Source organism: Vibrio sp. 10N.247.310.24 (assembly GCF_041467175.1).
GTDB lineage: Bacteria > Pseudomonadota > Gammaproteobacteria > Enterobacterales > Vibrionaceae > Vibrio > Vibrio tasmaniensis_A.
Genome location: NZ_JBFSUD010000080.1, coordinates 1 through 19870 on the forward strand (window position 1 = coordinate 1; position 19870 = coordinate 19870).

The window sequence follows — 19870 nt, forward strand, 5'->3', positions numbered from 1 at the left end:
AGCTCACTGGGTTAGGTATGCCTGAAACTTGCCGTATTGACTAAGAAACGCACGATATGGGGCTGCTCTGTCTCTAACTGAATTACGCAACAAAGCCGTGCTGATGACACGCAAACTTGTCACCTCGCGATTCAGATAAAATGAGTTGTAACTTTATCTACCCGTTAGCTACATAAATTTCACATTAATTAAAGCCAGATCAATATGAACATTTTCATTGCAATCATGTAAAGCATGAACCTTATCTTTAATTAAATGCATATTTTCAAAAATATTATTCAGCTCGTTATGGTCAAATTTATCCTTTGGTAAGGACACGCCTAGACATAGTTCTTCGTTGTTTAGTCCAATCCAGCAGCTTCCAAGTAAGTCCCGCTGCATATTTAAACTTAACCAATCACTCATCTTATATTGGTCTACAATGACATGTAGAGGGGTATACAAGGTAAATAAATCTGATTGCTTTGGCGATTCTAGAACCCAAAGGCTTTCCTGATTATCGATTATTTCAATCGCATCGGATTCAACGGGGATCTCAATTCCCCATAGTTCAGCAAGTTCTGATAATACGGCTTCAAATTTCAACATTACACCTCAATAATTTACTTTGCGAAAACAAGGGATCACGTGCGATCATCAAGTTTTGTTTTTAAGCTTTGCTCTGTAGCCATTCGTTCGAACTTAGCAGTGCATCTAGTTGCTTTTTCGCTGGAGAGGCGATGGTAAATGGCCCCAATTTATAACTTTGGCAATCTGATTTTAGTGATTCAACTTGCTTTGCCACTAAATATTGCATCCAAGGTTTATTCGATAGGTCGGTTAATTTCATTGCCTCCGAACTGGTTGATATATCGTCTTTCAGTGCCTGTAAGTGTGAAATATCCATATATTGATAAGACAGACGTTCAGCTTCGTTTTCGGCACCTTTAGGGTGAAACAGCTGAATTAGTCGGCTTCTCCAACTTGGTTTTGGCTCTAACAATAGAGGTTTTAGATTCGTCAATTTTGCCATCATTCTATCTACATCAATATTTAATGGGTTAATGCCGAGTGTGTTTACATTGGCGACTTCGGCTTCATTTGGAAGTTTTTCGATATGGAAGCCAATGTTCTGATTTAACCTTGATAGGTGATTCTCGAATGAGTCTGTCTTTTCTTTGATTACAAAATTACTGCTTACAATGTTATCAAAGTCCCCAATACCGTAGGTTTTGTTCGTATCGAATAGCGTGTGTTTACTTTGATCATTTACAGGTAAATCTATGCTAGGGCTTAGTTCTTTAAACACTGTTCCTTGCCCTCTAAATTCTGTTTTTCTTTGTAGTTCGTTATTTTTATCAACAGAATTAGTTCTGTTCACTGCTTTTACTAAAGCTTTTTGGAAGTTACGACATTTTAAATCTGCTTCTGGAAACTCTTTTACATTAGACTGGTAGAGGTTAGTTTGAAGTTCAAGCTTTTGTAGCTGTGACGGTAATTGTTTCTGTTTTAGTGCATTAAGTTGTTCTTGTTCGCTCACTTCCTGTTTTACTACTTTTTGGAAGGTTGCAGCGGTTTCGGTAGATAAGTTGCTTTTTAATACCACCTTCAGTGTTGTAGGCAACAGTTGAGACATAGGACCTAGCGTAGAGGCCTTGTTAACTCTCAACATCTGCCCTAATGTTGTCTTATTTGTTAACGCTTTTTTTACTAACTTCCCTAAGGAACCATTAGGGGAGTGCTCTTCAGTTAGCTTACAAAACTTACTTGCAAATTCTTCAGCCGTTTTAGGTAATGATTCAAGTTGGTAACACCCATTAGAGTATGTCATTGACCAATCATAAGAATAGCTCTGTGCGTATTCAGCATGTTTAGTGCTTGAGCTAGCATATGCGTTAAATAGTGATTCAAATTCTTTCTTGATAGAAGTGCTCTCATGCTCATAATAGTTTTGTAACTTAACGTCTGTTACTTGCTCTTTAGTCGCGTTTTTTTGATTGTCAGCTTGCTTGCTCTTTTCTATGGTTGTTTTTTCTGATGAGCTTATGCTGCCCTTAGATGTCTCTAGGCTTGGTTCTGATGTTACTCCTAGTGAAGTAGGCGCGGTTTTTGATGTCACATTAGTATCTGACACAGGCCTATCAACTAAAGGTGATACGACCGATGGCGACTTGAGTTCGATAGTATCTTTATGGCCTTTCTTCGGTGCTAGAGAAATAATCTCGCTGAAAGATTGTTGGACTAGAGCTTTAAATTTAGGGTAGAACTCACCTTTAGTTGGAGAGTGTCCTTTTGTTATATCTGAAAGTAACTGTTTAAAGCCCCCGACTTTACTTGGAAGTGGGCAGGTGACGTTGAAATCTTTGCTTACCGTTACATTCGCAATGTTTGACAGTTCTTTTACTCTTTTCTTTTCACTGCCAGGTTTACTTATCAAATACTCGGATAAAAAGTTTTCTAGTTTTTGTGAAAAAGACATTTTGTTTTGCGAGTAGAATTCTTGTGTCCCTTTTGGTGATGTATAGGCGTGATTGAAATGAGACTTGCCAGTCGTTGGGCTTGCGACGCTTGAACCTATAGAGGTTTGTTTTGCTGATGAGGCATGTACACTTTTTACGATACTTTGAGTTGATTCTGCGTGGTTGCTTTTCTTTATTGCTGTTGAGTTCATCGGTTGATGAATCGCTGAGATAGTAGGCATTGTGACCTCTTAGAACCTATATAAACACCGAGAGGGTAGTATAGGTTAAGAGTGCCAAGGGGGGCTCTCAGTATTGGCCTATTTTTTTTATATATCGAAATGAAAGGGGGCGAGCTACCTCCTTACCTTGACTAAGAACAGCTAGATGAAGTAAAAACGATAATTTATAAGAACCAGTGATTTAGCCAGTTTGCTATACTCCCCCCCCTCCTGCTGTAAGTATGCTTGCAAGCTGGCAACTCACTAAATCCAATAGAACCGTTACTAAGATCTGCTCTCGAAGACTTCAGGGGGTAAACACAGACTCTGACGACAGAGTCCGATCCTTGTTTACCCACTGCGGTGAATCCAAACACTTCGCAAAGAGCTTTACAGCATAACTCTTCTTGAGCATCAAGAACTGTTCAGGGGAACCTCACACTAGAGAGCTTAATTGCGTAACAAAGACGATTAAATTCATTTGTTCTTTGTGCTACACATCACGACAGTTTAGAAAATCAACAAAATAAAAGCCACTTTCGACATCGTAATTATACTATTTGTTGTTTACTAGCAAGATAAAACAGAAGGAATAAACGATGAACACATTACAAGTTCTAATAAAAGAGTTTTGTGAAATAAATGAACTACCTCCACTTTATTTTGCTGAAGAAAATCGTTGCCAATTATTAGTTGATGATCGTTACGTTATTTACTTTAGTGAGGCAGATCAAAACGATTTTGTTTTATCGGTGGTTTTTGGCGGTCTCGAAAAAAGCGGTGAACTGAGACTGAAAGGTCTTGAACTCATTGCGCATGCTAACTATTTCGGTATCGCGGATGGGAGCTTGACCCTTTCACTTGCACCAAATGGTAGGCAATTGGTTCTTGCGGGCAGAAAGCCGATTGAGTACTTAAACGCAGCGAGCCTATCAACTTGGTTTCACCTTCTAAATGAGCAAACCCTACTCTGGCAGGCTCGATTTGCAATGTTAGACCAAGACCCAACCCAATTTATCAATCCAGAACAATCCCACATTGAGACACTTAGAGTTTAAGGAGTTCACCCATGGTAATTTCAACTAGCCAAAGCCAGATTCCGAGCTTGGATCAATTTCGTACTGTCGCGGCACAAAAAGATAAGCGGGTGATCAGTAAGCACGGTAAAGCCAAAGAGCCGTCGACCTTTCATAAAGGGCAAAAGTTCACGGCAGTGAGTGACACCATATTGCGATCTACATATCAAAAGTACCACCAAGAAAATATTAAGACCCACCTTGATTTAAAACAGGCGCTGCTAAAAGAAGAAAAACCAGAAACGGCATTATTGGCATTCTCTCTTGTGAGCACAGCAGGGTATCGTGGCGAGCCTTTAACTGCGCGTAAGGTCCTCGAAGTCGTAAGCCTATTAGATGAAGTGAAGATTGACGATAAAGCTTATAAAAATCTAAAAAGCACGTTCGATTCGATCAGCAAAGACCCACGCTTACAAGTCAGCATCGAAAACCAATACCCAGGCAAAATGGACGGCTTAGGTGCTGAACTGCTTGAGATGGCAAAAGAAACAATCAAAGGGACTGGTATCAACGCAGTAATTAACTTGGCGTTACCAGGTGTTGGTTTGTTGATCGCCACGGGGCGTGAATTACATAAGTCGGCAGTCAATGGTGATGCTGAGGCGCACTATCACCAACTAGAACAGATTGCGCAATTGCCCGGTCATGACCAAAGGTTGGCATTGCCGATACAACAAGCATTAGCGCACGAGCACGCCACTCAATCTGCTGAAGGTGCGGTTGGAGCGACCTTAGGTATGGCGACGGGAAGCCTTGGTGCATTTGGTGTCACCTCTGTGGGCACAACTGGTGTCCTTGTTGTTGCAAAAGAAGCGCTAGGCAGTGTAGCAGCATCTGGCTTAATCACTGGTTCTGGGTTTGTAGCCGGTCAAGCGAGTTCCTACTGTCTGAACAACGAAGTTCAAGAGCAAATTCACCAAGAACCTATGTCTGGTGTGTTACCTCGAATTGAAGTGTCTAACAGCAAAGGGAAGTTCTCCTTTAGTATGCAAGATGCTGCATCAGGACGTGCTTTGATTGCGTACCTAGGCCCAAAAGAAGACAAATCTATGACATCACCTCAAGCACCGAAAGAAGCTCAGGATATGGAATTGGCGCGCTTAACGCTTAAGAAAATGTTGGGCTCTGATGCAAGTGAGAACTTGGTGCCAGATGTTGGATCAACGAATAAATTGAGTATCGAAGATACACCGAGCCAAACTGAGTCAGAGGCCAACAGTGCACTTAAGAAGTTGCTCAAAGAAGATTGGGACTGGCTAATGCCAGCAGTAAGATCTATCGACCAAGGAAAGGCACAGGATATCAATAAGACGTTGACTTACAAGCTCCCTCTAGATACACCGAACGGACGAGTATACTTGGATAAAAGCCCGAACCTCGATCAAGGCCAACTCTCGGCGCTAGAAAAGCTTGGTTCACCAAGTCAGCTAAGGTTGATGTACTTAGCAGAAGGCTGGATTTAATCGTCAATATCATACCCAAGTTATTGACGATGAAATTTTTCCGTTACACGCTCCCAAAGGACGAGTTCCCTTGGTTTGTATACCTTGTTTAACAGTTTTTGATTTAGAAGCATTGGCTCTACAAATTGTTGCCTCGCTTTCAAAACCCGACATTCTCGCCAAGCCAAGTATCTCGGGCAATAGATTTGAAAGAGGATAAGCAACTCAAGCTGAACTGAAGAACAGTTTCAATAGAATCATATATAAGGTTGGCCGTTGACGGATAGTCCCTCATTGTGTGCCAACCTTTGATATTCGAATAGCCTATTATTATCCGTTAATTTGATATCAGCGATGATTCCGAGCCTAGACGAGGTATTGAAAGGGCCCCGCGATAGTTAATCGCTATTGGCTTCGCAATCAAATGCCACTTAGCTTGTACTCAGTTTTTATCTGCCCCAACACGAGCTTATTTGATGAAGCATAAGCACTGATCATATGAATGGTGTCCGATAATGTATTCACGAATATCAAACCAGCCTTTTGCGCCCGCACCGCACATAACGAGCCAAAAAGGACTTCAAACAGGCAATCAGTAACACCCATTAAAGTAAAAATATGATCTAATTGAGGTCGTCGAACTCTTGCAGAAAATAGCTATGGATAGCCTTAATAAGACAGATTTTAAAAAACTAGCAAGCCAACAAAAAACCATTCAAATGAAGGTTTGTTTACTAGCACTTGCCCACTTCAAAGAAGGTCACTAGCACACTCAAATTGCTAAATACCTCAAAGTCAGTCGAACTAGTGTAAACAAATGGGTCCAGACATTTCTTGAAGAAGGATTGGAAGGACTTCAAGAGAAACCTCGCACAGGCAGGCCTGCATATCTCAATGTAGAGCAACGAAAACAACTCAGCGCGTTCATTAAGAAAGAAGCAGAGTCCCCTTCTGGCGGGCGCCTTGTCGGGAGCGATATACATGATTACATCGTGGAAAACTTTGATAAATACTACCACCCTAATTCTATCTATTATCTTCTCGACCACATGGGCTTTTCTTGGATAACTTCTCGATCCAAACACCCCAAACAATCACAGCAAATCCAAGACGATTTTAAAAAATTCAAAATAGAAACGATCCTTAAGATCCTCGGTCATATTGGGCTGGAGAGTGTTGATGTCTGGTTTCAAGACGAAGCTAGATTCGGACAACAAAACACAACGACACGCTTGTGGGCTGAAACAGGAACGCGCCCAAGGGCGCCAAAACAGCAGCAATTTGAGTACGCTTACCTGTTCGGTTCTGTTTGTCCTAGCTGAGGGATTGGAGAAGCTATGGTTGTGCCTTGGGTCAATAAAGACATTATGATCTAACACTTAAAGCAAATATCCGATATCACAGACAAAGGAAGGAAGGCATGCTGTAGTAATAATGGATGGCGCAGGTTGGCATACCGATGATATCGCCCACAAATTTGATAATGTCAGTATCATCAAACTTTCCCCATATTCGACAGAGCTTAACCCGATAGAACAAGTATGGAGTTGGTTACGACAACACTACTTAGCGAACCAAAGCTTCGAAGACTATGAGGACATTGTTTCCAAGGTATGCGTTGCGTGGAATAGGTTTCTTGAAGTGCCGAAAAGGGTATCGAAAATGTGCGCTAGAGAATGGATAGACTTGAGCAGTTAATTTTCCAGATTGATATCACTTACATTAAAAAAATAAAAGGAGCAAAGTAATACTGCTCCTTTTTGGTAGTAAATATTAGCAACCGATTATGGAATCTTTAGTCCAGTTTGTGGCTAGAAAAAATCACTTCAGATGGTGGGAACATGTTGGAAACCGGTGGATGAGCAATATCACCAAACATTCTCGCACCAAATGCTGAAGCTGCCCAAGGGTCTACAATTTTCACATCTTTATTCCATGAGCTTGGGTCTTTGATATCACTACCGTCCTGTCTACCAACCAAAACATACAAGTGCGTGCCTGAGTGTCCTTTCTTGAATGCCACTACTTCGACCTTAGTGTTTTGATTCGCATCACCCTGCATCCCTTGAATCATTTCAGCGGCCGCGGCAAAGGCAAACGTAGTACAGCAACCGGCTTTTGCGTCCTGAACGGATTTCGCAATGTTTTGAAGTGTCCCCATCTGAGGGCTATTGCCTCTTTGAGCCGCCACTTGAACCATGTTTGCTGACATGGTCGCTTTTTTATCTTGTTGAACTCTTGCTGGATTTGCGTAGAAGCCTTCTAGTCTTGGCTTCGCTTTCGCTTGATAGAACTCAGATCTCTTATCACCGAAGGTATTAAGGTCAGTACAAGCGAAATCACCCAACTTTTGCAGTGTAGCTTGGTGCTTTCTAATCAAGGCATCTGCTGGAGCGGTTTTACCTGCGCTGGATGGTTTTGAAGTGCTTGAAACACTTGGCCAATTCTCTCTAGGCCCTGTCGATAATCGCTCTAGGTCTTTAAGGTTTCCAAGAGTCAACTTATTTTCACCATTCAGTACGTTTTGCATCATAGCTTTGGCGACACCTTTTGGCAGACCTTGCTTAACCAATAGATCAACGACGATCGATTTCGCTTTGTTTTGGTGATTGATACGAGAGCTTACGCTTGTGTTTTTCGGCGCACCTTCTTTAACAAAGATGTCCTTGCCTCCGTGAGCCCGAACTTCTTTGTCGTCCGATTGGTTTTGTGTAGATAACTGTGCAGTGAGTTCGCTCAGCGAATGCATATGTGATGTATTGATATTTACCATAACCCTAACCTTTTAAACAGAGATGAAAGTATGCAGCTTTTTATGTTGCTCAATCGATTGAAACTGAGCCGTTAGATATTGCTTCCACAGTTCACAAAGCTCCATAAGCTGAGTAATCAGGATAGAAACACGACTCACTTCTGAGGTAAGTGGTATACTTATCTGCATGTGTACTTCATTGTTTTTAGGGTCTATACAGAACTGTACCCCACCTGACTCCCGGTATAAGAAGTTATATTCCAAAAGTGTTTTCAGTTTTTTAATTTCAAATGACTCTTCATCTTGGCAAACCTTGATTGAAAGTAACAGTTCTTCTCTCTCATCCAAGCCTTGAACTTCAATCTCTTTGCCTGCAGACATATATACTGTCCACATTTGATAATCATATGCAGTCACCCGTTCAATATCGAGTGTGTTACCAAGCTCAATTAGTAAGGTATTTACCTTATCCATACTCACCTACCATCCTGATATTTAATATTGATGTATCTATTTAAAATAAAAGATATAAAATTTCGAATTTAAATACACCTATCACATTATTTTATTTTCCATTGTTGCTGGTTAATTTTGTTAGATTAACCGTTTTTAGAAAAACAAATTCAGTATTCTGAACGAACGTTACTCTCTTATGAGGCGATAGTTAATAGAGCCTTTAAGATAATCAGAGTTCCCGTTGATGTAAGTATTGTGCTCAATAACAGTCACAGAATATGCCAGATATGGTCGGCTTTTTTTCATTTTAAGCCGTTTATAAAGATCGGATGGGAAGCTAAGATAAAACTAGAGAAATGGTAGAAAGGTACAGTGAATAGAAAGTAAAGCTCAAAAAGCCCAGCGTTTTTCTGAGCTTTCGAGAGTTAAAGATAAGCACGTCAAGACTGTATCTGTTGGCGCTCACTGAATTGCTTAGTGATCACCTGCTTAAGAGCTTGCAGTTGCCCGTCGATACTGGCATCGATAATACCGACTTCAGTTTCCAGTATGCACCCACCATTTTTGAGTCTCGCATCTGCAATAACGTCAACATAGCCGACCTCCGGGAAGTCACTGAGTATTAAGGAAACCTTATCTCGCACCTCTGTCACTTGCTCGGGGTGCACGTGCAGAATCACTTGTTTCTGATTACTGACCAGCTGAAGCGCTTCCCTCACCACTATTGCCGTTGTTTCCACATCGTCGAAACTACTGATAATTTTGCTTACGGCATCAAGCACTACGCCAGTGATTTTCTGTTCGACTTGCAAGTAGTACTCATTACATCGTGCAAGCGTTGACATCATAGTTTCTGCGCTCTCTATCTTCGCTTGATCGATACCATCCTGGTAACCACGCTGTCTTTCTAACTCATAAGCATCGTCAGCTTTTGTAATAATGCTCTCGGCTTTAGAGTGTGCAGCTTCAACCAAGTGTTGCGAATCTAAATAACTCACATAATCCTTTGCTTTGAGAATCTTTAGACCTGTAGCCAACTGCAAGTTGTCAGTTTTTATTTCAACAAATGAAACCATTGAGGGATTACCTGTTTTGCGATTTTCTTTATAAGTCGATAAGCAAGATCTCGATGCGTTTCATCGAACCAATCAGCACTGAGTTTTGTTTGGGTTAATGAACAATCGAGCTTGAACTGCCACCTTTGTACAAGCTCTGATGGTGATTTCTCCAGTAAAAATGTGACCCATAGATACCCAAGTTCACGGGCTGCCTTTTCAAAGCTGGCATCATCTAAACTCGCCGGCAATGTTTTTTGCCAACCGTTTGGCCAATTTGAGATCATCATTGGCCCGTGTTGAATTAAAAAACGCGTTTCATCGACACCAAAAATATGATTGAGGCACTGCTTTGGTTGTTTCAAGACAACTTGGCGCATCGATTCACAATACATTGCCCCACCAATCAGCAACAGTAATTTGTTAGTCGTTTCAACTGGAAGTAACACCAAACTATTAAATGGATGATTAAAAACATGATCAGTAATCGTTGATAGCTGCCATTCTTCAATACACCATTGATTGATCGCAGCCTGGTGTCTCCAGTCTTGGACTCGTAATAACCAAGGCTGTTTCTTGCTTATCCAACTCTCATCAATATAACTGCAAGGACAATAATTAAACTGATGATAAATCTGAGAAACTGGCGTATCAGAATTAACCACGTTGCGCATTCCTACGACACCATGCAAACGTCGCTGCGTTAGAACCGATGATAAGTAGTAACAAGAAAACGAGGATAGCAATCAAGTTGCTTGCCGTGTCCTTGGTCACTTGAATAGACAAAATGCTTTCAAATTGCTTGCTTTGAGCCGTCACACGAACTTCCGAAGATGGTACTATGACAACGCTAATACGTTCGTAGTTAAGCCCTTCAATACTATTGTTCACTAACTGCTTAATTTGAGGTACATAAGAGTCGAGTGCCACATCCGCTGCGTGTTTAATAAACACTGATGCAGAAGCAGGAGTTGGACGTTCACCTGGACGAAGGTTTTTATCTTCAAGTACAATGTGAACGCGTGCCACTAACACTCCATCAATTTGTGACAGCGTTGATGATAGTTCTTGCGATTTCGCGTATATAAGCCTCGCCCTTTCTGCAATCGGAGACGAAATCAGGTCATCTTTCGGAAACACTTCTTTGAGTGTTGAGAACTGCTCTTTCGGGTAGCCTTTACGTTTCAGAGCATCAACCGAAAATGCGACTTGAGCGTTATCTACCATCAATTTTATGGTGTTGTCTTTATCCGGTTCTTTGGTTGCCACCACCCCCTCAGAAAGCAGAATAGACAGCATTTCATTGCCTTCTTTCTGGCTTACTCCAGTGTATAGCTCCGTCTGACAGCCAGCTAAAAATAACACGAGTAACATGCACACGGCACGTATTGTCTTCATCATGACTATTGGGCCTTCAACAATGTTTCTACATTCTGTGTCGTTTTACCTACCGTCTTGGCAATCAGCTCCTCTTGAAAGGTAATTCGACTCAACGCCCATTGCATCTGCAAGAGCTGAGCAGGGTCGTCACCAACCATTGCCATGCTATCGGTTAAGTTAGTTTTTGCATTGTCGATGGTGTTTTTCAGTTCGCTAATGTTTTCTAACAAGCCACCTTCTAAACCGTGGTTTCCCTCAGGCGATAGCATCGCTTGCTCGAAACGCTCACTAAGTCCCGCTTCAGCTTGTGCGTCTTGCACTTGCTCGAGGTTGGTTTGCATCACTTCTGTGTACTGCGTATTAATCATATCCGTTCCTATGAGAGGTCTAGTTTGTGGCTGTAACTCAACATGTTCTTGACCATGGCATTCTTTTGTATAACAAAGCTCAGTTCTTTTCGGACCACCTCCAATACTGGAGCTTGGGCAGGGATGTCTTTCAACTCACCCCAACAGTGCCAAAGCGCTTGTTCTTTTTGCGCACCAAGTGGGAAATGTTCAGAAAGCAACGCTTTCAACTCTCGGCGGTCTTTAGGGGGAGTCGCTAGCAAGCGCCCTGAAAAACTGCCCAACAGCTCATGCTTAAATAATGCCAACAATTCTGGTGATGCTTTATCAGTGCCTTTTGCGCTTTGTTCCTGACTAAAGGCATACCATAAGGCTTTTTTTTTCTCACTAGGCGAAATAAACGCGTCTTTAAGCGTTCTGCTAAGCGCTGCTGCGCTGAAGTCTCCAGAACGTTTTAGTGCTTCGTACCACTCTTTAATAGCTGCTGTTCTACCTTTAGACCGCGTGACACTATCCGTATTTTTTTTCGTAGTCGGTATGTTCTTATCTGGTGGGTTCTCACTCATCAAACGGTTCATCTTGTTCGCATCAGGTGTATCATTCCGGGGTGCTTTCGGCACCTGACTGAGCATGTTGTTGATTCCGTTGCTTTCAACCTTCATTAAAGGTTCCTGATGTCTTTAGAAAAACTCATGGCAAAGGCTTGGTTTTCTTCATTGCCTTTTAATGCCATATCTAACCACGATTCGGCTTTGCTTAAGAGCCCAGCTTTTCCTGCCGCTAGCGCAGCCAGACCGATTAAGTCTGGGCGTGTCACGCAAAGCGGTTCAAGTAAACGATGAGCGTCCTCGTACAAGCCACGATTCATCAAACTCATTGAACGAATCATAGCAACGACTTCTTCTGCATCACCTTGCAACTCAAGGCATTCCGCAATGGTATTTGCCTCTTCATGACGATGCAGACCGGTTGCCATCAACGCTGTCTCAGCCAGAAGTAAACACATGCCTTTATCCATAGGTTATACCTTCTGCAGAATTGATTGCATCACGTCTTTGATTGCACGTGTTGTGGTCGCATTGATGTTATATACCACAGACCATTTGTTGATTGTATGCTGTAGCTCTGCAAGCTTTGAAGGATCGTCTGCGTTCGTTTCTAAGTTTTTGATCGCGGTGTTTACCGCTTCATTCGCTGTTTTTGATTGCTGTAACAATTTAGCTTTAACTGCGTCGAGGTTAACGCCTTTACTCGAATCATAAAATGACATATATATCGCCTTCTTTTATTTGTTGTCTAGAAATGTTTCAATTACCGTTAATGCTGCTTGATAAGCCTCGTGCTGTTTGTGTAGCAACTGGTATTCTTTTGGTGAACAGCCAAGATGGAGCTGACGCTTTATCGCTGATTGCGCTTGCTTGAACTTAAAAATGATCACCTCTTTTTCTTGCTGCCCTGAATCGCCTTGTAATAACTGCTCAAGATTAGTCATTGTTATTTTCACCTTCATACTCTAGATCAATAGTGATTACCCGCCCGCGTTTTACGAGTTCAATTCCTGCCGGAGTAACGCTTGAAATACGGTACCCTTGAGGAGTGCGAGCTCCTACCATGTAACGAACATTGTCAGTGAGGATGACATAAGGAAATAGGCCAAAATTCACGCTACGAAACGGAAAATCGATGTTTGTTCCTTTGCTCACTTTAGGAATAGATTTCAAGACAAGATATGGTTTCTCGCCATACTGCTCTCGAAAATCTCTCGTTACACCATAAAATCGAGTTGTTTCAACATCATCAAGCTCGCCACGAACTTCAATACGATCACCGCTAGTAACAAGCTGAACTTTCTTTAAGAGCTCCGCTTCTCCTAACAACTCTTTTAGAGTAACCATGTATGCCCCCGCCCTTTGTAGCTCTACTTTCCAAGCGATAAGCCCTGGGACATCTCGTTCTAAGATCTGCTCAACTTGGTTCCAACGACTTGCATCATCAATGTAACCCGTTAACAGCAGCGTACCTGTCTCGTTACCATTTTCTACTTTTACTTGGTGATAACCGAGGTTTCGTAAGATAAAACGCACACCACGACGTATCTCTTCCATCGTTCTCAGGTCACTCTTGTAGTTGATACCTAATGCATCAATTCGACCAAGCAGTTGTACCTTTTGCGTTCTATCTTCTACGTAACCTTCAAGTACAGCCTGTAGAGCATTGGCATTCCATTCAACGCGAACATCGTTCAACTCGAGTTCACTAAGAATATTGCGTACCAAGACTATCGGCTCCGCTTCTGTGATTACGTCTTTGTCGCTCGCATGCACTTGGTCGTACCAAATACCTATAAAGATAACGCTTGGGATCAGGCCACAAATCAATCCGATGAGCAGCATTTTCTTCCAACCCGATGATGGTTTATGGCCAATTGGTTTCGCTTGCTTGCTTGCTACGTCATTTGCCATCTCAATAACTAAATCATCTTCCAAATAACCAACAGCAAAGGTTAAACGACCCACAGAAACCAAGGCTTTTCGCGACAAATCAACGCCACCGGCATCAACGGCGATAATTTCGTTATTGACTGAGACTTCTTCACACTCACGTAGTGAAACCGTTTCACCATCGCAAACTAAAACGAGGTGACTTGCTTTAATGCCAGAGTCGGTTAAGACTAAATCAGCGGTAAAGTCATCACTACCCAATACCAATGAATCGTTGGGTAAAGTGACTTCCACTCCGGAATGAACACCGGAAAGAATACGAATTTTCCATTGTTGCATTGAGGTTACTGCTCCTCTAATGGTCGAACGCAATGATTCTCTGAGCCATTACACTCTTTAATTTGTACTCTCCACCCTTTCTGCCCAGTAGGAAGCTCACATTCTGCTAACAACGATGACTTTCCTTGTGACAACAAATCTTGCTGATAACGTACTGCTTGTACTTCCTTTGTACAGCTGTACAAAGCAAGTGCTGATTTAAGGCCTGCACTGTTATTGGAAATACTATTCAACGTGCCAATCTTTGGCCTTAAGTCATATTCATTTCCGATAAGTACGTTGTCTCCGATACCATCGACAACAATTCTTGGTTCTATAATGAACATACGTACTGTTCTTCTCGTGGAGCTTTCCGTGCTTCTAAACAAAGCGCCGAGGTATGGAATATCTCCTAACAAAGGAACTTTTCGAAGCTTGTTGCTAATTTCATCACGGTATACTCCACCAATCAGCAAGCTTTGCCCCTGCTTTACCGTTGCCAAAGTACTAATTTCTGTTTTACGAATTGAAGGAACACCATCAATGTCACCATCGGGGATTTCCGCACCATCTTCTAGATGCAGACTCAAATTGATTTCAGGTCTTTCAACCAAACGGTCGCCAACGATGCGAGGTACAATTTTCAATAACGTTCCATAAGTCACTTTCTCTAGTGCTGCGGTTTCTTTGCCTATCAACTTGACATAAAATGTACTGCTGTTATTAAGGACCGCTTCCACATTTTCTTGTGTTAACAAGGTTGGTCTGGAAACCACTTGCGCACTACCTCTAGATTCAAGCAAACGAATTTGAGCCAATAAATAATTTAGGTTCGTCGCATCAAGCAGAGACTTAAAATTTTGCCCACTACCAAGCTTGACATCACCATTACCTACGTCACCAGTTGTTTTGAGGTCCAAAATACTGTTGTTACCCACTGCAAGACCAGCTCGCCAGTCAACACCCAACTGACTTAAGTCATTAGCACTAATATCAACGATAGAAAGTGCGACTTCGATCCTTGACTGCGGTTGATCTAACTGCGCCACCAACTTGTGATACAGCGGTAATCGAGCTTTTGTATCACGCACAATGATTGCATTTAAACCTGGTTCTGCTTCAACCGATGCACCGCTATGTAAAGAGACATTATTAGTAATTTTCTTAGGCGTATTGGTTATTACTTCTTCGTTCTTTTTCGCCACTTTAACCTGAGTTTGAACACCTGAAAGCACTCGGCTTAGTACCGAAGCAATCCCAGGAACCGTGACACCTTGGTCACGATAACTGATCTCTCGATCTGTCGCAGATGCATACTTCAAGGGAATAATATCGACAAACAATTCATCTGTTGAATTGGATTTCTGTACCAGTCTGCTTTCCAGTGCTTCTGCCGTTTGCACAACTAAATCGACGTATCTCGGTGGGCCAGCTAAGTAAACCAGCCCCTTATTTTCCGCTGCACGCCAGCCGTAACGAGAATCCCAAATCCCTGTCGAGATCAGGGTGCTACGTAATTCGCGAGCTGTTAACAGTTCGAGCTGCAACAATTGTGAACGGGTTTCTGTCGCTTTGTATACATGCAGCACTGCACCGTCGAAGTACCACATCAAGTTGTAAACCTGTGCCAGATAATCGAGAAACTCGGCTGGATCTTCTGGTGAAAATCGACCACTGGCTCGGTCATTTACCTTGTCGCTAACCGACACTGAAACACGGTAGTTTGCGCCAAAGTTATTCAGCAGTTCTTTTAGTGAATCATTGTCCGCGTAATAACGAAACGGTTGATCGACCCAATCAAGCTCAGAGGTATGTGAAGGAACTGCTATTATCAAACTTGAAACGTACACTACTGACAGCACGATTCTGCTTATTTGTGACTTTAAAACTGCAAGCATTATGGGATCCAAACACTGTGACTAACAGTATGATTAACACGTTGATGTTCGAGCAAATCATTGAACTGCTCCACTAAATTTACGTGCTGAGCAAGCTGCGTGCAAAGCTCTTCTGTCGTTGCACTTTCCATAATCATCTTCCCTTGCATAATCAACTGTTCTTTGTCATTCACCGTCAACGTGCTGCGTGTATCTCGCAACGTTTTCAAGGAGAGCTGCATACAATGTTTTAGCGCCTGCTCTTTTTGAAAATCAAGGTGCGATTCAAAATAAAATGGGAGCACGGTTTCCCACAAGATCCATGATGAGTGCTGGCTAATATTAAGCTGCATCTGGTCAACTTCGATATCATAGGAACCATTACTTGAGGCAATAAAATCCCCCTCCCTTAACGTTTCCGCTAGGGATTTCATCATTTTATCTAACATATTTAGTCCTATTTAAATCTGCCTGAGATTGTTACAAGCTTGCCCGCACTCATTGTTTTGAATATCAACGTAGTAATGATCCACTCTGCCAACGGTTTGCATATCTTGAAACCATTGCCAAATTTTAGCGACGGCATTTAGATCGCTAAACACAAGCTCACATGCATCCCAAATATCGCTCAGCTCAGGAGCTTGTACTCGAGCCTGGCTACACCATATTTTCCATTCAGATATAAATTTATCTGATATTCTACCGCACTCATATAAGCCCTTGAGTTTATCTAGAGTTGGCTTCCACTCTTCAACTAGTGCTCGATGAGATTCAATAACTTGATTTTGTTGCACATTGAGAACGCGAAGTTGGTCATGCAATTCACTATGCTGATTCTCAATGAGATCCAACTGTTGTTCAGCAAAAAATGTGCTACTCGCTTCTCCGGACAATCTCATCCAATACTCTTTCTGAATACTCAGTTGATTGATTAACTGTTCAAGCTTGATGGAGTCTTGTAGCGCCCTCTGATCCGTTTGCTGATTGCACCATTCATTTAAGGTTAAATACATCGAAAGAATTAGTGTCTTAGGTGACGCTAGATTGAAGCGGTAACCTAATCGCTGATTAATGTAATCCAGTCTTTGTTCAAAAGAGTTCAACACCCGTTCGTCACTTAGTTGCCCACCCACTTCTAAGAAAAGGCGCATAGCAGAGCGGTCTAAACACGTTCCAAGCTTTTGATATGTTTTAATTAGCTGACTTGCACATAAACAATCAACAACATTACGATCAAGCAAGCGCTGCAGTAAAGACAATTGGTCGTAACTCAGAACACCTTCACTGAGTAGCTGTCTGTGGTTTACATTAACAACGTTAAGCTCTTGAGTTGATTTAGGTAAGCCCTCGTACCTTGCGCCTCGCTGCAATACAGTGACCTTCCTCTGCAGCACAATGTTGTTAGGAAAAAGCGAACGGCGTCGCCAATGCTGCTTTTTCATTTTAATCTTCTCCGTATCTACTTCGAGCAATCCAGAAGGAAGTAGAGATAATAGTTTTGCTCATCGTTACGCTGAGCATAATAGGGTTTACACCCGTTAATGCCTTTCAAAATTAGTCAGAAAATTTTAGTCGTCAGACATTTCGCTTAACAATTACTACCGGATCATCTCCAGAACGGACCTTACTTGGTGTCGTTCCAAAGCGACGACGGTAACTTTGTGTAAAGTAAGACTGGCTTGAAAACCCCGCTTCCATCGCAACATCGACAATGTTCATCTTGCTTGTGAGCAATAGTTTGTGAGCGTGTAATAAACGACGTTCACTGATCCAAGCTCTAGGGGAGATACCATAATATTCGTTAAAAAGCTCTTTAAACGTAGTCAGACTCGCACCAAACTCTTGAGCATAGTCTGTCAGTTTCCACTCTTTAAGATAATGAAGATCCATAAAGCGACGGAGTCTCTCTGAGGTTCGATTTGTCAGTTGTGATAACAACGCGTAGAGGTGTTCACCTTGGTCACCATGCAGTAACAAGATGAGCATTTCCTCATACTTTAAGCGCATAATAGCATCAGGAAAAGATTGCTCTTCTAGAGTATTAATCCCTAATAACGTCTGTTCTAACAATAAGTTTAGAGTAAAAGGGAATAATCCAGACTGTACATCCTCAACCTTTGGCAACGACATCAAAAGGTCACTATGCTTTTGCAATAGTTGACTCACCAGTTCATTGTCAAATTCGATAACCGAAGCCGCATATTGACCGCCTATCGGTGTGTATTCTAGTAAGTAATCCCCTTGAGAAAGATAAACCCCTCGACCAGCGACCACGTCTAGCGTACAACCCCCGGTTTGCACCCTCAATTGACCATTGTGAACGATAACAATATGAGACTGGCTAGAATGAAACACTTCATCGTATTTTTCATAGCAGCACGCACCATGAATTTTTCGCAAGTGCGAGTCGACCCTTTCGGCGTTTAGTCGGCCTAACACATCCATTTTCTACCCTTCATAATTTTAATTCCTCCAGTTCAAACAAGAGAAACTGTCGAAGCCAGCAGTGCGATTGCAAATGCAGACCGATTACCAATAAATAGTCCATAACACTACCATCCAACCCGAATAATAACGAATAACCAAGCGCTAACTTCGATAGCAAAAATAATTCTGGCAAAAAAGTATTTTTGATATCGTCGTGACATATTTTTGATAGTTAATTAGTATTTTCTAATTTTCAACTGGTGATACAAAAAGAAATTTTACATTAAACACATGAACGTGGTATTTTTAAAGTTCGCTTGATTTACATTCCAACCAATAAGTGCGACATGCTTTATTAAAGCACCTGGGGATAGCCATATATATTCAAAGGAACTGATGCTTACATAATAAAAAACCCAATGACCTTATTTTAAATATACCTAGAACTAGGATATCCTCCAACGCATTAAGCATAATAATAAAGGAAAATATTACTTCCTAGTAATTATTATAAGCCTCTAGGTTTAAGTTGGTATATACACTGCCTTGCGTAAAGATATATCGCTCTTCCTTTTTTGCGATAATCTCACCTTGATAACGCAATATAGCGCGCACTTTCATCTCGCCATTTCCAGCTTGAATCGGAGCAATAACAAACGAGTATTGAACGGGTAACTGAACCCCTTGATACTCTTGTTGTAAAACAGTAAAACACTGACTATCTAAAACCTGACACACATCGACGCTTAGAAATGTACTCACTGGAGCGGTGTAATTATCAAACGTTATCCAACCAAATAGTGCTCCTTGAAGATGATTAGAAAACCCATTTGACACTGGGTTTTTGGTTGCACAACCGCTTAGCATCAATGCAAGGAATATTAAGCAATAAGAGTTCTTTTTCATAGGAGACAAGTATTCATCTAAATTGTCAGTGACAAAGTTATGGTTACCCATGGCATCAAAGCGGTTTAATCCAGTAATAAGGGGTATTTCGCTATACTCGCTATGGTTATCCGTTGTTATCTATCAAGGGCTGGAGCAATTTGACCACTGCAATTAGTATCATCAATACAGAGACCCCCCTTCGTATGGAGCACGCATAGCCTTTTTGCACGGTCGCGACTATCTACTTATGAAATACATCGTTTACTGGCACCATTTAGAAAAGGGCAATCGTTGCTTTGGCAGTTCGCCAAAGTAAATCAAGCAATCATGCTTCTCAAAAACATAACTGACCTCATCATATAATGCGCTGAACCCTCGATATGCAACATGCTTCCCATCCGTTCTTGCTAACTATCTATATTCTAATGAAATATCTTTATAAATAAAGGATGAACTCGATTGCATCACTTTTACACAAATCAATAAAATCAATAATTTAACAACAAACAAATAAAAAAAAAGTCCTAGATACCACTTAGTTTTATCCTTATTACCCGCCATCACTCACAACGAAGGGAATACATTTCTGTCGTAAACAGGTCTTGTTAGCTAAAGTTAACAATCCAAAATTATAATTTATTGACAGCAGACGACTTTGTTGCGTAATTCAGTTTTAACCACTCGTTAATCCTTTATATGGCTTTGTTGCGTAATTCAATGGAACTAAATCAAGAACCTACGATCTGATCAGC

The 19870-nt window shown here is 41.6% G+C and carries 20 protein-coding genes and 1 pseudogene; 3 read left to right on the forward strand and 18 right to left on the reverse strand.

Features of this window, described 5'->3' with window-relative positions; all coding sequences use genetic code 11:
* Positions 1 to 168 precede the first annotated feature (168 nt).
* Positions 169 to 588, reverse strand: coding sequence for a type III secretion system chaperone (locus AB6E08_RS18935; RefSeq protein ID WP_017096482.1), 420 nt, complete (start codon positions 586 to 588; stop codon positions 169 to 171).
* 61 nt (positions 589 to 649) lie between these two features.
* Complete coding sequence (locus AB6E08_RS18940; RefSeq protein WP_017100925.1) at positions 650 to 2680, reverse strand: hypothetical protein; 2031 nt, start codon at positions 2678 to 2680, stop codon at positions 650 to 652.
* 578 nt (positions 2681 to 3258) lie between these two features.
* On the opposite strand from AB6E08_RS18940, the gene AB6E08_RS18945 reads away from it, so the two are divergent.
* The 3 genes and pseudogenes from AB6E08_RS18945 (at position 3259) to AB6E08_RS18955 (ending at position 6875) form a co-directional block, all read left to right on the forward strand.
* Positions 3259 to 3717: a CesT family type III secretion system chaperone gene (locus AB6E08_RS18945; RefSeq protein WP_017096480.1), complete on the forward strand. Its 459-nt coding sequence runs from the start codon at positions 3259 to 3261 to the stop codon at positions 3715 to 3717.
* Between the two features lie 11 nt (positions 3718 to 3728).
* A complete protein-coding gene (locus tag AB6E08_RS18950) occupies positions 3729 to 5198 on the forward strand; it encodes a hypothetical protein (protein WP_017096479.1) in 1470 nt (489 codons plus the stop codon).
* A gap of 638 nt (positions 5199 to 5836) precedes the next feature.
* A pseudogene (locus tag AB6E08_RS18955) lies at positions 5837 to 6875 on the forward strand (IS630 family transposase).
* A gap of 97 nt (positions 6876 to 6972) precedes the next feature.
* On the opposite strand, the gene AB6E08_RS18960 reads toward AB6E08_RS18955, so the two are convergent.
* The 16 genes from AB6E08_RS18960 to AB6E08_RS19035 form a co-directional block, all read right to left on the reverse strand.
* The gene (locus tag AB6E08_RS18960; protein WP_017096476.1) at positions 6973 to 7950 is read right to left on the reverse strand and encodes a hypothetical protein; all 978 of its coding nucleotides are present in this window, start codon (positions 7948 to 7950) and stop codon (positions 6973 to 6975) included.
* A 12-nt stretch (positions 7951 to 7962) separates the two neighbouring features.
* Positions 7963 to 8403, reverse strand: coding sequence for a type III secretion system chaperone (locus AB6E08_RS18965; RefSeq protein WP_017096475.1), 441 nt, complete (start codon positions 8401 to 8403; stop codon positions 7963 to 7965).
* A 422-nt stretch (positions 8404 to 8825) separates the two neighbouring features.
* Positions 8826 to 9461, reverse strand: a complete 636-nt coding sequence (locus tag AB6E08_RS18970; protein ID WP_017096474.1) for an HrpE/YscL family type III secretion apparatus protein — start codon at positions 9459 to 9461, stop codon at positions 8826 to 8828.
* Complete coding sequence (gene vscK / locus AB6E08_RS18975; protein ID WP_372066810.1) at positions 9440 to 10114, reverse strand: SctK family type III secretion system sorting platform protein VscK; 675 nt, start codon at positions 10112 to 10114, stop codon at positions 9440 to 9442. The genes AB6E08_RS18970 and vscK overlap by 22 nt, the downstream gene beginning before the upstream one ends.
* Positions 10098 to 10841, reverse strand: a complete 744-nt coding sequence (gene sctJ / locus AB6E08_RS18980) for a type III secretion system inner membrane ring lipoprotein SctJ (protein ID WP_029223148.1) — start codon at positions 10839 to 10841, stop codon at positions 10098 to 10100. Before sctJ ends, vscK begins: the two co-directional genes overlap by 17 nt.
* Positions 10842 to 10843: 2 nt before the next feature.
* Positions 10844 to 11188, reverse strand: coding sequence for a type III secretion system inner rod subunit SctI (gene sctI, locus AB6E08_RS18985; RefSeq protein WP_017096471.1), 345 nt, complete (start codon positions 11186 to 11188; stop codon positions 10844 to 10846).
* Positions 11189 to 11196: 8 nt separating this feature from the next.
* The gene (locus AB6E08_RS18990) at positions 11197 to 11829 is read right to left on the reverse strand and encodes a YopR family T3SS polymerization control protein (protein ID WP_017100154.1); all 633 of its coding nucleotides are present in this window, start codon (positions 11827 to 11829) and stop codon (positions 11197 to 11199) included.
* A complete protein-coding gene (locus AB6E08_RS18995) occupies positions 11829 to 12185 on the reverse strand; it encodes a YscG family type III secretion system chaperone (RefSeq protein WP_017096469.1) in 357 nt (118 codons plus the stop codon). The genes AB6E08_RS18990 and AB6E08_RS18995 overlap by 1 nt, the downstream gene beginning before the upstream one ends.
* Before the next feature lie 3 nt (positions 12186 to 12188).
* A complete protein-coding gene (sctF, locus tag AB6E08_RS19000; protein ID WP_017096468.1) occupies positions 12189 to 12437 on the reverse strand; it encodes a type III secretion system needle filament subunit SctF in 249 nt (82 codons plus the stop codon).
* Between the two features lie 15 nt (positions 12438 to 12452).
* The gene (locus AB6E08_RS19005; protein WP_017100155.1) at positions 12453 to 12659 is read right to left on the reverse strand and encodes an EscE/YscE/SsaE family type III secretion system needle protein co-chaperone; all 207 of its coding nucleotides are present in this window, start codon (positions 12657 to 12659) and stop codon (positions 12453 to 12455) included.
* Positions 12652 to 13947: a type III secretion system inner membrane ring subunit SctD gene (sctD, locus tag AB6E08_RS19010; protein WP_017096466.1), complete on the reverse strand. Its 1296-nt coding sequence runs from the start codon at positions 13945 to 13947 to the stop codon at positions 12652 to 12654. The genes AB6E08_RS19005 and sctD overlap by 8 nt, the downstream gene beginning before the upstream one ends.
* A gap of 5 nt (positions 13948 to 13952) precedes the next feature.
* Entirely contained in the window at positions 13953 to 15824 is a 1872-nt protein-coding gene (gene sctC, locus AB6E08_RS19015; RefSeq protein WP_017100156.1) for a type III secretion system outer membrane ring subunit SctC, read from the reverse strand.
* Positions 15824 to 16252 (reverse strand): YscB family type III secretion system chaperone, encoded by a 429-nt coding sequence (locus AB6E08_RS19020; RefSeq protein WP_017096464.1) that lies wholly within the window; start codon positions 16250 to 16252, stop codon positions 15824 to 15826. Before AB6E08_RS19020 ends, sctC begins: the two co-directional genes overlap by 1 nt.
* Before the next feature lie 12 nt (positions 16253 to 16264).
* Complete coding sequence (locus tag AB6E08_RS19025) at positions 16265 to 17245, reverse strand: T3SS regulon anti-activator ExsD domain-containing protein (protein WP_017100157.1); 981 nt, start codon at positions 17243 to 17245, stop codon at positions 16265 to 16267.
* Positions 17246 to 17378: 133 nt separating this feature from the next.
* Positions 17379 to 18248, reverse strand: coding sequence for a helix-turn-helix transcriptional regulator (locus tag AB6E08_RS19030; protein ID WP_017100158.1), 870 nt, complete (start codon positions 18246 to 18248; stop codon positions 17379 to 17381).
* 480 nt (positions 18249 to 18728) lie between these two features.
* A complete protein-coding gene (locus tag AB6E08_RS19035; protein WP_029223147.1) occupies positions 18729 to 19136 on the reverse strand; it encodes a YscW family type III secretion system pilotin in 408 nt (135 codons plus the stop codon).
* Positions 19137 to 19870 lie beyond the last annotated feature (734 nt).